Below are 12,641 nucleotides of genomic sequence, written 5' to 3'. Positions count from 1 at the left end.
CGGTCCGCGCTGGACAGCGCGTCTCGCGGAGCGGAACGTTTCGGCGATCGGACGACGGGTCGATCCCGCGACGGCGGGGCGGGCCGGTACGGACCGGACCGGCAGGGGAAATCAGCCGAGGAGCTTGACGCCCTTGCCGTCGAAGGTCAGCTGGAGGCCCTCCGGCAGCGGCGTCACACCGTCCTTGTCACCGTCCTTGGCGGCCAGCTTCAGCCCGGCCGGCAGCGTGTCCAGCGTGAAGCTCATCGGCTCTATCTGCTGGTTGGTGATCCCGGCCATCATCCCCGCCAGGGCGCTCAGCCGGAAGCCGTCCACCGTGACGGTGTTCCCGTCGTTGTGCACGGTGCCCTCGCCGATCGCGATCGGCCCCAGCGAGGCCTTGACCTTGCCCGGCCCGCCGTACGACAGGCTCAGCCGCGTGCTGCTGCCCACCGGCAGCTTGGTGCCGTGCAGCAGCTGGGAGGCCGGGGGCAGCAACTGCGCGAGGTCCGGGTACGAGATCACCCCGCTGCCGGTGCCGCTGTCCACCGTGGCGCTGTTCATGCTGTCGCTCACCTTGACCCCGGCGAGCTCGGCCTTGAACGAGTGCAGCGCGACCTGGTGGCTGCCGTCGCCGACGGTCAGGCCGTCGGCGGAGATCCGGACGTCGTCCAGCTTCATCGACAGCACCTGGGTGAGGAACGGGAAGCCGTCGATCGAGACGTCCGGCCGCTGGCTCATCCGGCCGCTCTTCACGATCCGGTCGGCGGCCTCGTCCTCGGCCACGCCGACCGCGATGCGGTCGGCGCCCACCAGGAGGCCCGAGAGCACCACCAGGCCGATCGTGGCCTTCAGCCATCCGCGCATCGTGTCCCCCGTCGTCGCCGGTCGCTGTGGTCGTTCGCTTCGTTCGCTGTCGTTCGCTGTGGTCGTTCGCTGCTGTCCGCTGTCGGTCGTTCGCTGCCGTTCGTGGTCCCGCGGCGGCCACCGAACGCGGCCGCCCCGCACGACGGTACGACGTCCCGCCCCGGAGCATGGTTCCGGGGCGGGACGTCGTGGGGAAGGAGCGGCTCGACGCCGAGGAGCGTCAGGCCAACAGGTCGGTGGCGATCCAGATCAGCGGTGCGGCCACCGCCAGCGGCAGCGCCACGCCCGCCGTCATGTGCACGAAGCGGGACGGGAAGTCGTACGCCGCGACCCGACGGCCGACCAGCGCCCCCAGCCCGGCGAGCGCACCGAGTGCCACCGGCGCACCCACCAGCAGGCCCAGCGCCACGGCCGCGACCAGGCCCAGGACCGGGCCGAGCTGCTTCGGGCCGGGCAGCGGCGCCGCGGCCAGCACGGTGGCCAGCGCGACCGCGCCCACCCCGGCCGGCACCCAGTCGGCCAGCAGCAGCATGGTGCACAGCGCCGTCACCACGGTGGCCGAGCCCAGCACCGTCAGCGCGTAGAACCGCTCCTTCGGGTCCGAGGGGCGGAACGTCTGCAGCACCAGGACCAGCAGGAAGAACCCGCCCAGGGTGCCCACCACCGCCGCCACGCCGCCGTCGGACTCCGCCAGCAGCACCGCGGCATCCGCGGTGAAGCCGGCCAGCGCGGCGAGCAGGATGCCCTGCCGGGCCGGCCACATGCCGTTCAGCCGGAACCAGCCGGCCGCCGTCAGCAGCTGCAGCAGCGCGACCACCAGGGCCAGCGCCACCTGCCCCAGCGCGGCGCCGCCGGCCAGCAGCGCGGCCGCGCCGGCGGTGATCAGGGCCGGCTGCAGACCCGGGTCGATGATCGGAGAACCGGTCCGGCCCGCCGGACCGGCGGGCGGCACGGGCTGCACGGGCGGGAAGGGCTGCGCCGGGACGGCCGCGAACGGCGGCGCGCCGACGGCACCCGGTGAGCCCGCCGGACCCACCGGGCCGGGGGCGGGCGGGCGCTTGAGCGTCATGGTCGGCGGGTCGAAGGCCTCCGCCGACGGCTGCGCGGCGGCGGGCTGCGGCGCCTGAGCCGCGTGCCGGGCCCGCGCCCGGGCCGGCGGCTGCTGCGGCGCGTGCTGCGGCTGCTGCTGCTGCGCGTGCTGCGCCGTGTGTGGCGGCTGCTGGGCGTACTGCGGCACCGGCGGCTGGTACTGCGGAGCCGGGGCCTGGTGCCGCCCCGGAGCCTGCCCCGGGTGGCGCGGCGCCCCGGCTGGCACCGGGCCGGTGGCCGTCACCGGCGGCAACAGCGTGGTGGCCGCGGCGTCGTCCATCGCGGGTACGGGCGGCAGCAGCGTCGTCGCCGCCGGGTCGTCCATCGCGGGAACGGGCGGCAACAGGCTGGTCGCGGCCGCGTCGTCGAAAGCCGGCACGGGCGGCAGGACCGTGGTCGCCGCGGCGTCGTCCACCGGGTAGCCGTACGGCGGCTGCTGCGCGTGCGGAGCCTGCGGCGGGTACGGCTGCTGAGCCTGCGGCGGGTACGGCTGCTGCCCGTGCTGCGGGTACCCCTGCGGGGCCTGGGGGTGCCGGGGCTGCTGCGGCCACTCGCCGTAGGGGCCGCGGTTCGGGTCGTTCGTGTCGGTCACGCCGCTCACCCTCCCGCGAACGGCGGGAGGACCTCGACCGTCCCGCCCTCGGTCAGGGCGACGGTCGCGTGGTCCCGGCCGCCCACCTGGGCGCCGTCGACCAGGTACGAGCTGTGCCCGAACAGCCGGACGAGCTTCGGCTTGTCGGCGTGCCGCTCCTTGGCCGCCGCCAGCGCCTCCGCCAGGGTCGCCGCCTCGTACGGCTCCTCGGCCAGCCCGGCCTCGGACTTCGCAGCCGCCCAGTAGCGGATCGTCCCGCGCACCCGGGCGCCGCTCGCGGGCTCGGTGGTAGCGCCCATCGGGCCACCCCTTCTCGTCGTCCTCGCCCGGCCCCGGTGACCCGGTCCGGCTCGCCACCGGGGCGGCCGCCCGACCACCCGAACGATGGACCCGCGCTGCGCCGCCGATGTGCGTCCCATGATGGCGTGTCCGTCGCCACGAGCGGCAATCGCCCTGGCTCCACCGGTGCGGAGCGGCGCTCGGAGCTGTGTCCAGGCTCACCCGGCGCACGCCCGAAATAGGTGAACCGCCGGATTCGAACACTCCCGGCGCGGCGGGAGGTCGGCTATCCTCGACCACCAAGAGGGATCCGGGCAGAGTCGCCCCCGGGTCCTTTTGTGCTTTCAGGACGCCAGTACGGACGTTCTTGCGATTCGTCGGCCCACCCCCGGCGCAGCGCGGGAACCGCCCCGTCCGTCGCGGCACAACGACGTGCCGCGGTCGGTCGGGACGTCGCCACCGGGCACCGGGCCGCCGCCCGGGGACCGGAACCAGACCGGAGGGTTCACGGTGATGGACAGGGCAGGAACGGTGCACCAGGGGTTGCGGGACCCCCGGCGGGTCCGCCATTCCTTTTCCTCCGACTCCTCCTTCGCCCTGCACGCCCTCCGCTCCCCCGGTACGCCCCAGGCGCCCGTCCTCCTCTCCTCCCCCTCAGCACGTGCGCCATCCGGCTGTGGCGGCAGCCGTAACGCGACCGCGACGACCCGGAAAGGGGACCACCGGGTATGAGTTCTCTCCTCCTCCTCACCAACGCACTGCAACCGTCGGCCGAGGTACTGCCCGCCCTCGGCCTGCTGCTGCACAACGTCCGGGTGGCCCCCGCCGAGGGCTCCGCCCTGGTGGACACGCCCAGCGCGGACGTCATCCTGGTCGACGGCCGACGCGACCTGCCGCAGATCCGCAGCCTGTGCCAGCTGCTGCGCTCCACCGGCATCGGCTGCCCGCTGATCCTGGTGGTGACCGAGGGCGGCCTGGCCGCCGTCACCGCCGAGTGGGGCATCGACGACGTCCTGCTGGACACCGCCGGCCCGGCCGAGGTCGAGGCCCGGCTGCGGCTGGCCCTCGGCCGTCTCCAGGTCACCACCGACGACAGCCCGATGGAGATCCGCAACGGCGAGCTCTCGGTCGACGAGGCCACCTACTCCGCGAAGCTCAAGGGCCGGTCGCTCGACCTCACCTTCAAGGAGTTCGAGCTGCTCAAGTACCTCGCCCAGCACCCCGGCCGGGTCTTCACCCGGGCCCAGCTGCTGCAGGAGGTCTGGGGCTACGACTACTTCGGCGGCACCCGGACGGTGGACGTCCACGTCCGCCGTCTGCGCGCCAAGCTCGGCGTGGAGCACGAGCAGCTGATCGGCACCGTGCGCAACGTCGGCTACCGCTTCGTCGTCCCGGAGAAGCCCGAGAAGGGCGAGCGCCCGGAGCCGGCCCAGCGGCCCCCCGCCTCCCTGGAGGCGTGACCGGCGAGCCGGGCGGGCCGTCACCCGCCCGGCTTGTCCGGTTCATCCCGGAGCCGCCCGCCGTCCACCGACGGCGTCCCCCGGTCCCACTGCCGCCCCGGTGACCACCCGCGTAGACTCCACTCGTGGCCAAAGTGACGCGCGACGATGTAGCCCGGCTGGCTGGTACCTCGACCGCGGTCGTCAGCTACGTCATCAACAACGGACCGCGCCCGGTCGCGCCCGCGACCCGGGAGAAGGTCCTCGCGGCGATCGAGCAGCTCGGCTACCGGCCGAACAGCGTCGCCCAGGCGATGGCCTCCCGCCGGACCAACCTGATCGGCATGGTCGTCCCGGACGCCCGCCAGCCCTTCTTCGCCGAAATGGCGCACGCCGTCGAACGCGCCGCCTCCGAGCGCGGCAAGCTCGTGCTGATCGGCAACTCCGACTACGTGGACGACCGCGAGGTCCACTACGTCCGCGCCTTCCTCGGCATGCGCGTCTCCGGCCTGATCCTGGTCAGCCAGGGCCCCTCGCAGCGTGCCGCGGAGGAGTTCGCCGCGATGGAGGGCGCCAAGGTGGTGCTGCTGCACCGCCGCCCCGAGGCGATCGACGACGTCGCGGTGGTCACCGACGACGTGGGCGGCGCCGAGGCCGTCGTCCGCCACCTGCTGGAGGTGCACGGACACCCGTACGTCGCCTGCTTCGGCGGCCCGGTCGAGTCCCCCGCCCCCGGCGACCCGGTCATCGACCACGTCGAGGGCTGGCAGCGCGCCATGGACGCGCACGGCGTCCCCACCGAGCCGCACCTGATCGACGCGCCCTTCCACCGCTACGGCGCCTACGAGGTCGCCCTCTCCGTACTGAGTTCGCCGGACCGGCCGCGGGCGGTCTTCTGCTCCACCGACGACCAGGCCATCGGCGTGCTGCGGGCCGCCCGCGAGGTCGGCCTGCGCGTCCCCGAGGACCTCGCCGTGGCCGGCTTCGACGACGTGCCGGAGGCCGCGCTCGCCGACCCGCCGCTGACCACCGTCGCCTCCGACCGCGACGCGATGGCCCGGGCCGCCGTGGACCTGGTGCTGGACGACTCGCTGATGGTGCCCGGTTCGGACACCGAGCGGGTCCGCAAGTTCCCCTCCCGCCTGGTCATCCGCCGCTCCTGCGGCTGCGACGGGGCGGCGCCGGGCGCGGGCACCGCCGCGCAGTAGCGGGCGCAGAAGACCGGCAGTAGCACGCGGACCCGAGCGGCGGGTCGGGCCGGAGCGCACCCGGAGCCGTCGATTCCGCTCCGCAGGGTGCCTGACCAGGCTTTATGAGAACCCAACGGGCTTCTCTCCCCGTTCTGAGCCGGTTCTCATCCGGTCCTCATCCACCGGGCGGAGCTTGGTCGGCATGAGCGAACAGCAGCAGCACCCCGACGACCGGTACCGCGACCAGTACGGCCCCTACGAGCCCCGGGTGATCGAGGGCACCGTGCTCGGCAGCGGCCCCGCGGGCAGCACCGACCCGGCCGGGTACGCACACCACCAGGACCACTCCGGCGGCAGCTTCGACGGACCGCCGCCTCCCCCGCCCATCCCGCCCGAGCCGCCGACCGTGCTCGGCCCCGGCTTCCCCGACGGTCCCGACGGCCACGGCCGCCGCAGCCGGGCCCGGAGCGGCCTGCTGCGCGGCCGACTCGCCCTGGTGACCGCCGTCGCCGCGGTCGCCGCCGTCCTCGGCGGGGTCACCGGCGGGGTGGTCGCCGCCGACCGGCAGTCCGCCGACACCCGGGTCGCCACCGTCGCCAGCCCGGTCTCCGCCCGCAGCGACGGCAGCGCCGACGTGCCGGCCATCGCCGCCGCCGTCTCGCCCAGCGTCGTCCAGATCACCGTGAAGAGCGGCAACGGCACCGCCACCGGCACCGGCGTCGTCCTGGACAAGGACGGCCGGATCCTCACCAACTACCACGTGATCGACACCGCCGGCGCCGGCGGCCGGATCACCGTGACCTTCAAGGACGGCTCCACCGCCCAGGCCACCGTCACCGGCACCGACAAGGCCCTCGACATCGCCGTCATCACCGCCACCGGCGCCGGCAACCTCACCCCCGCCGCCCTCGGCGACTCCTCCTCCGTGGCCGTCGGCGACCCGGTCGTCGCCATCGGCAACCCCGACGGGCTCACCGGCACCGTCACCTCCGGCATCATCAGCGCCGAGAACCGCGACGTCACCGTCCAGCTCGACGAGGGCAGCACCAGCACCAACGGCGGCTTCGGCCTCCCCTTCCTGCCCGGCACCCGCGGCACCGCCCCGCAGTCCGGCAGCAGCACCACCTACAAGGCCTTCCAGACCGACGCCGCCCTCAACCCCGGCAACTCCGGCGGCCCGCTGATCAACGCCAACGGCCAGGTCATCGCCATCAACTCGGCGATGTACGCACCCAGCGGCAACGGCAACGGCTCCGGCGGCAGCAGCTCGGCCGGCAGCGTCGGCCTCGGCTTCGCCATCCCGATGAACGACATCAAGCAGGTCCTGCCGAAGCTCGAAGCCGGACAGAACCTGTAAGCCACAATCCCTACGACGGACAATTGGCCCCAGCAGGCCCTCCACCCGACGAGAAAGGGCACCCGCCCATGACCCCGTCCGCCGACGACCGCACCCCCGCCGAGCCCGGCCACCCCGCCGCCCGGCTCCTCGTGGTCGACGACGAACCCGCCCTCCGGGACGCCCTGGAGAGCAGCCTCGCCTTCGAGGGCTACGAGGTCTCCACCGCCACCGACGGCTACGAAGCCCTGGAAACCGTCGAACGCGAACGGCCCGACCTCGTCCTGCTGGACATCATGATGCCCCGGATGGACGGCCTCACCGCCGTCCGCCGGATGCGCTCGCGCGGCGACACCGTCCCGGTGCTGATGCTCACCGCCCGCGACGCCGTCGGCGACCGCGTCACCGGCCTCGACGTCGGTGCCGACGACTACCTCGCCAAGCCCTTCGAGCTCGACGAACTCCTCGCCCGCGTCCGGGCCCTGCTGCGCCGCAACGCCCTCGCCGCCGAGGCCGCCGCCCGCGCCGCCGCCGAGGACGAGAGCGAGGTGCTCTCCTTCGCCGACCTGCGGATGAACACCGCCACCCGCGAGGTCACCCGGGCCGGAAAGCCCATCGAACTCACCCGCACCGAGTTCATGCTGCTGGAGATGTTCCTCTCCCACCCCCGGCAGGTCCTCACCCGGGAGCAGATCCTCAAGGCGGTCTGGGGCTTCGACTTCGAGCCCTCCTCCAACTCCCTGGACGTGTACGTGATGTACCTGCGCCGCAAGACCGAGCAGGGCGGCATGCCCCGTCTGATCCAGACCGTGCGCGGCGTCGGCTACGCCCTGCGCGCGGCCGCCGGCGTCGGCGCGTGAACGAGCACGCCGAGCGGGCCGAGCAGGGCGTCCGGAGCGGCAACGTCCCGCCCCCGCCCCTGGCCCCGCCCCGCTCCCCCGTCCGCCGACGGCGCCTGGTCCACTGGCTCCGCTCCCGCTCGCTGCGCAGCCGCCTCACCTTCCTGAGCGCGGCGGCGGTGGCGGTGGCCATCGCGCTGTCCGCGCTGGCGTGCTGGTTCATCGTGGAGAAGCAGCTCTACAACCAGGTCCGGGCCGATCTGGCCAGCGCACCGCTGCCCATGCCTCCCCGGGGGGCCGGTCTCAACTGCTACAGCACCCCGGAACAGGCCCTGGACCACCAACCCGTCAGCAGTCTCCAGGAGATCAGCGGAGCGGCCCCTCGGGACACCCAGTTCCTCGCAGAGGGGAAGGGGGTCTGCCTGCCCCCCGGCGCGACCAAGGCGATCGTCACCGTTCCGGGGGACACCGCCGTGTTCCGCATCAAGCCCGGCCAGTCGATCATCCGGGAGGGCCGGTTCACCAACGGGGATCCCGCACTGGTCCGGCTCACCAACGACCCCAGGTACCTGGTGCCGGTCGTCGTCATGGTGGCCACCCCCACCCAGTCCGTCGAGGAGTCCCTCCAGGGCCTCGCCATCCTCCTCGGATCCGTCTCCGTCGGCGGCATCCTCCTCGCCGCCATCGCCGGCCGCCTGGTCGCCCGCTCCGCCCTGAAGCCGGTCGACCAACTCACCGACGCCGTCGAGCACATCGCCCGGACCGAGGAGGTCGGCACCACCATCCCCGTCCACGGGCACGACGAGATCGCCCGGCTCTCCACCTCGTTCAACTCCATGAGCACCTCCCTCGCCAACTCCCGCGAGCGGCAGACCCGGCTGATCGCCGACGCGGGCCACGAGCTCCGGACGCCGCTCACCTCGCTGCGCACCAACGTCGATCTGCTGATCCGCAGCAATGACACCGGCCGCCCGCTCCCCCCGGCGACCAAGACCAAGCTGCTCGGCAACATGAAGGCGCAGATGCAGGAACTCACCGTCCTGATCGGCGACCTGCTGCAGCTCTCCCGGCCCGACTCCCCCAAGGCGGGCCCGAACCTCGCCGTCGTCGCCCTGCACGAGATCGCCGGGCGGGCCGTGGAGCGGGCGAAGCTGCGCGGCCCGGGGCTGGTCTTCGAGACGAGCACCGAGCCCTGGTACGTGCACGGCGACGCCGCCGGGCTGGAGCGGGCCGTGATCAACCTGCTGGACAACGCGGTCAAGTACAGCCCGCCCGGCGGGACGGTCGAAGTCCTTTTGCAGCAGGGCGTGTTGACCGTCCGGGACCACGGCCCGGGCATCCCGCCCGACGAGCTCCAGTACGTCTTCGACCGGTTCTGGCGCTCGCCGTCCTCGCGGCAGCTGCCGGGCTCGGGCCTCGGGCTGTCGATCGTCGCGCAGAGCGTCCGGGAGGCGGGCGGCGAGGTCACCCTCGGCCCGGCCGCGGACGGCGGTCCGGGCGCGCTGGCCACCGTCCGGCTGCCCGGCGGCCCCGCCCCCGAGTAGGCCCGCCCCGAGCCGGAGCGGCCCGGACAGGGAAAGGGGCGGGTGGGGCGCCCCGACAGCGCCCCACCCGCCCCTCAGGGCCGGCTCACGGTCAGTCGATGTCGCTGCCCGGGCCGATGATCTTGATGCGGTCCTGCGCCGGGGCCTGCATCGGCGCGCTCGCCGAGCTGTGGGCACCCAGGTAGGCCGTGAACAGGTCCAGGTCGGAGGCGCCGACGAGCTTGTCGGTGCCGGCTGCGAAGGCCGGGAAGCCGTCGCCGCCGCCGGCCAGGAACTCGTTGGCCGCGACGCGGTACTTGGCAGCCGGGTCGATCGGCGCGCCGTTCAGCCGGATCGAGTCCACCAGGACCCGGTCCGCGCCGGTCTTGCGCATGTCCAGGGTGTAGTGCAGGTTCGACGACACCTGGAGGACCTTCGGCGCGGCGTCGTTGGAGCCGCTCACCTGCTGCTGGAGCAGCTGGACCAGCTGGGCCCCGGTCAGCGTCTTGACCTGCATCATGTTGGTGAACGGCTGGACGGTGAACGCCTCGCCGTAGGTCACCACGCCGTCGCCCTCGCTGCCCGAGGCCTTGTAGACCAGGTCGGAACGGATGCCGCCCGGGTTCATGAAGGCGACCTGCGCACCGCCCTTGTCGGCCGGGGTCAGCCCCGCCAGCTGCGCGTCGGCGATCACGTCACCGAGCGGCTTCTCCAGGTCGCTGCTGCCGCGGCCGTTGATGTCCGAACCGATCCAGCCGATCGGCCGGTTGGCGATCGGGGCGGCCAGCTTCTGGTAGTGCTCGACCAGCGCCGTCATGTCGGGCGCCTTCTCGACCGTGCGGCGCACCACGTGGTTCTCGGCCTTGACCGAGGGGCGCACGATCTCGCCGGTGGTCTTGTCCAGCTTCATGTCGATCTCGGTGAAGAGCCGGCCGAAGGAGGCGGCACTGGTCACCGAGCGCGGAACGCCGTTCGGGTCGGGGATGGTGCAGGCGTACGCGTTGTGGGTGTGGCCGGTGACGATGGCGCCGACCGCCGGGTCGATCTTCTTCGCGATGTCGACGATCGGGCCGGAGACGCCCTGGCCGGCCGCACCGCAGTCGTAGTTGTAGACGGAGCTGGCCGGGTAGCCGCCCTCGTGGATCAGCGCGACGATCGAGTTGACGCCCTTGGCCTTGAGCTCGGCGGCGTACTTGTTGATCGTGGTGACCTCGTTGGCGAACTTCAGGCCCTTGACGCCCTCGGCGGTCACGATGTTCGGCGTGCCCTCCAGGGTGACGCCGATGAAGCCGACCTTCACGCCCTGGGACTTGGTGATCCAGTACGGGGCGAGCAGCGGCTTGCCGGTCTTCTCGTCGGTGACGTTCGCCGACAGGTAGTTGAAGTTGGCGCCCTTGAAGGTCCGGCCGGGCTCGTAGCAGCCGTCGGTCGGGTGGCAGCCGCCCTCCTGCATGCGCAGCAGCTCCTGCGCGCCCTCGTCGAACTCGTGGTTGCCCACGGAGGTGACGTCCAGGCCGAGCTTGTCCATCGCCTCGATGGTCGGCTCGTCGTGGAAGAGCGCCGAGGTGAGGGGGCTGGCGCCGACGATGTCGCCGGCCGCGACGGTGATCGAGTCGTCGGCCGGTATCCGCGCCTTGCGCAGCTCGGTGGCCAGGTACTCGATGCCGCCGGCCGGGGTGGCGACCTCCTTGCCGGTGGCCGGGTCGATCTCCTTGATCGTGCCGGACGAGCCGGCCGGAGGCTCCAGGTTGCCGTGGAAGTCGTTGATCGCCAGCAGCTGGAGGTTGACGGTCTTGTGACGCTTGGAGTTGGCGTCGGCGGCCTGGGCGGCCGTCGGCACGACCACCGTGCCGAGCAGACCTGCGGCGGCGACGACGGCGAGCGCCGTCCGTCGGGATCTGACGGTGAGCATGAGAGGGGTCCCCTGCACCTCGGAGGAGCACCGGCTGTGGGACAGCATCGGCGTACGGGCATGTGTTGCGCGTGTGAAGCCTAGGGTCAACGCGCGTAGCTGTCAGGACGTCGAACGTAACGAGAGGATTACCTCCTGACGAACCGTCGCCGTCCGCGGGGTGCGGAGACTGCGCAGGGGCGGGCCTCAGACCCCCGGCTCGGCGGCCAAGTGCCGCTCCGCGCGCACCCGTTCGGCCACCGCGTCCTCGGTCATCGCCCGGTCGGTGTACACCAGCGGCCGCTCGGTCTCGGTGATGATGTGTTTGACCACCTGGACGTTCCCGTTGACGTCCCAGACCGCGATGCCCGGCGAAAGTGTGGGAATGATCTCCACCGCCCACCGCGGCAGACCCAGCACCCGGCCGGTGGCCCGCGCCTCCTCGGCCTTCTGCATGTAGATCGTCCGGGTGGAGGCCATCTTCAGGATCGCCGACGCTTCCTTGGCCGCCGCGCCGTCCACCACGTCCGACAGGTGGTGCACCACCGCGACGAAGGAGAGCCCGAGCCGGCGACCGAACTTCAGCAGCCGCTGGAACAGCTGCGCCACGAACGGGCTGTTGATGATGTGCCAGGCCTCCTCGACCAGGAAGATGCGCTTCTTCCGGTCCGGCCGGATCCAGGTGTGCTCCAGCCACACCCCGACGATCGCCATCAGGATCGGCATCGCGATCGAGTTGCGGTCGATGTGCGAGAGGTCGAAGACGATCAGCGGCGCGTCCAGGTCGATGCCCTCGGTGGTCGACCCGTCGAACATGCCGCGCAGGTCACCGTCGACCAGCCGGTCCAGCACCAGCGCCACGTCCAGGCCCCAGGACTGCACCTCCTCCACCGCCACGCCCAGTGACTCCACCGAGGACAGGTCGGGGTTGCGCAGGGTGTCGATGATGTCGTCCAGCACCGGCTGGCGGTCCGTCACCGAGGCCACCACGTGGGCGTGCGCCGCCTTCAGCGCGAAGCCGGCCCGCTCCTCCAGCCCGCGCCCCATCGCCACCTCGATGATGGTGCGCAGCAGCGAGAGCTGGCCGGTCTGGGTGATCGCCGGGTCCAGCGGGTTGAGCTTCACCCCGCCGTCCCGGGCGGCCATCGGGTCCAGCCGGATCGACTTTATGCCCAGCGCGTCGGCGATCAGGTTCCACTCGCCGACGCCGTCCTCGCCCTGCGCGTCGAGCACCACGACCTGGCGGTCGCGGAACCTCAACTGCCGCAGCACGTACGTCTTCTCCAGCGCCGACTTGCCGTTGCCGGACTCGCCGAGCACCAGCCAGTGCGGGGCCGGCAGCTGCTGCCCGTACAGCTGGAAGGGGTCGTACACGTACCCCTTGCCGCTGTACACCTCACGGCCGATGATCACGCCCGAGTCGCCCAGCCCCGGTGCGGCGGTGGGCAGGTAGACCGCCTGCGCCTGGCCGGTGGAGGTGCGCACCGGCAGGCGGGTGGTCTCCACCTTGCCGAACATCAGGCTGGTGAACGCGTCGGTGAGGTTGCCGAGCGCCATGTGCGGCCTCCCTGAGTCGGCGGAACGGTCGGACGGTTGCGGAGGTCCGCGGCGGTGTCG

10 protein-coding genes are annotated in these 12,641 nt (G+C 72.7%); 5 read left to right on the top strand and 5 right to left on the bottom strand.

What is annotated here, in order from left to right; all coding sequences use genetic code 11:
* Nucleotides 1-111: 111 nt before the first annotated feature.
* From ACZ7KX_RS31095 to ACZ7KX_RS31085, 3 genes are all read right to left on the bottom strand, one after another.
* Nucleotides 112-846 (bottom strand): LmeA family phospholipid-binding protein, encoded by a 735-nt coding sequence (locus tag ACZ7KX_RS31095; RefSeq protein ID WP_402808559.1) that lies wholly within the window; start codon nt 844-846, stop codon nt 112-114.
* 220 nt (nt 847-1,066) lie between these two features.
* A complete protein-coding gene (locus ACZ7KX_RS31090; RefSeq protein ID WP_470329375.1) occupies nt 1,067-2,527 on the bottom strand; it encodes a hypothetical protein in 1,461 nt (486 codons plus the stop codon).
* A 5-nt stretch (nt 2,528-2,532) separates the two neighbouring features.
* Complete coding sequence (locus ACZ7KX_RS31085) at nt 2,533-2,826, bottom strand: MoaD/ThiS family protein (protein ID WP_350525692.1); 294 nt, start codon at nt 2,824-2,826, stop codon at nt 2,533-2,535.
* Nucleotides 2,827-3,534: 708 nt separating this feature from the next.
* On the opposite strand from ACZ7KX_RS31085, the gene ACZ7KX_RS31080 reads away from it, so the two are divergent.
* From ACZ7KX_RS31080 to ACZ7KX_RS31060, 5 genes are all read left to right on the top strand, one after another.
* Nucleotides 3,535-4,266: a response regulator transcription factor gene (locus ACZ7KX_RS31080; protein WP_396549302.1), complete on the top strand. Its 732-nt coding sequence runs from the start codon at nt 3,535-3,537 to the stop codon at nt 4,264-4,266.
* A gap of 125 nt (nt 4,267-4,391) precedes the next feature.
* Nucleotides 4,392-5,453 carry a LacI family DNA-binding transcriptional regulator gene (locus ACZ7KX_RS31075; RefSeq protein WP_350525694.1) on the top strand — a complete coding sequence of 354 codons (1,062 nt, stop codon included), beginning with the start codon at nt 4,392-4,394 and terminating at the stop codon, nt 5,451-5,453.
* A gap of 184 nt (nt 5,454-5,637) precedes the next feature.
* A complete protein-coding gene (locus ACZ7KX_RS31070; protein ID WP_470329374.1) occupies nt 5,638-6,792 on the top strand; it encodes a S1C family serine protease in 1,155 nt (384 codons plus the stop codon).
* Between the two features lie 68 nt (nt 6,793-6,860).
* Entirely contained in the window at nt 6,861-7,631 is a 771-nt protein-coding gene (locus ACZ7KX_RS31065) for a response regulator transcription factor (RefSeq protein WP_350525696.1), read from the top strand.
* Nucleotides 7,628-9,154, top strand: coding sequence for a sensor histidine kinase (locus ACZ7KX_RS31060; RefSeq protein WP_470329373.1), 1,527 nt, complete (start codon nt 7,628-7,630; stop codon nt 9,152-9,154). Before ACZ7KX_RS31065 ends, ACZ7KX_RS31060 begins: the two co-directional genes overlap by 4 nt.
* Nucleotides 9,155-9,245: 91 nt before the next feature.
* Here ACZ7KX_RS31060 and ACZ7KX_RS31055 read toward each other — a convergent pair whose 3' ends face one another.
* Complete coding sequence (locus tag ACZ7KX_RS31055) at nt 9,246-11,045, bottom strand: bifunctional metallophosphatase/5'-nucleotidase (RefSeq protein ID WP_470329372.1); 1,800 nt, start codon at nt 11,043-11,045, stop codon at nt 9,246-9,248.
* A 186-nt stretch (nt 11,046-11,231) separates the two neighbouring features.
* A complete protein-coding gene (locus ACZ7KX_RS31050; RefSeq protein ID WP_396549292.1) occupies nt 11,232-12,581 on the bottom strand; it encodes an ATP-binding protein in 1,350 nt (449 codons plus the stop codon).
* Between the last annotated feature and the right edge of the window lie 60 nt (nt 12,582-12,641).

Source organism: Kitasatospora sp. NPDC038210 (assembly GCF_055600605.1).
Note: the sequence above shows the minus strand (reverse complement) of the source record. Positions and strands in the feature narration are given on the sequence as shown.

What these genes read in the sequence shown, in the direction of transcription:
- ACZ7KX_RS31085 (WP_350525692.1), bottom strand. Translation starts at nt 2,826, where the DNA reads ATGGGCGCTACCACCGAGCCCGCGAGCGGCGCCCGGGTGCGCGGGACG.
- ACZ7KX_RS31095 (WP_402808559.1), bottom strand. Translation starts at nt 846, where the DNA reads ATGCGCGGATGGCTGAAGGCCACGATCGGCCTGGTGGTGCTCTCGGGC.
- ACZ7KX_RS31065 (WP_350525696.1), top strand. Translation starts at nt 6,861, where the DNA reads ATGACCCCGTCCGCCGACGACCGCACCCCCGCCGAGCCCGGCCACCCC.
- ACZ7KX_RS31070 (WP_470329374.1), top strand. Translation starts at nt 5,638, where the DNA reads ATGAGCGAACAGCAGCAGCACCCCGACGACCGGTACCGCGACCAGTAC.
- ACZ7KX_RS31055 (WP_470329372.1), bottom strand. Translation starts at nt 11,045, where the DNA reads ATGCTCACCGTCAGATCCCGACGGACGGCGCTCGCCGTCGTCGCCGCC.
- ACZ7KX_RS31050 (WP_396549292.1), bottom strand. Translation starts at nt 12,581, where the DNA reads ATGGCGCTCGGCAACCTCACCGACGCGTTCACCAGCCTGATGTTCGGC.
- ACZ7KX_RS31080 (WP_396549302.1), top strand. Translation starts at nt 3,535, where the DNA reads ATGAGTTCTCTCCTCCTCCTCACCAACGCACTGCAACCGTCGGCCGAG.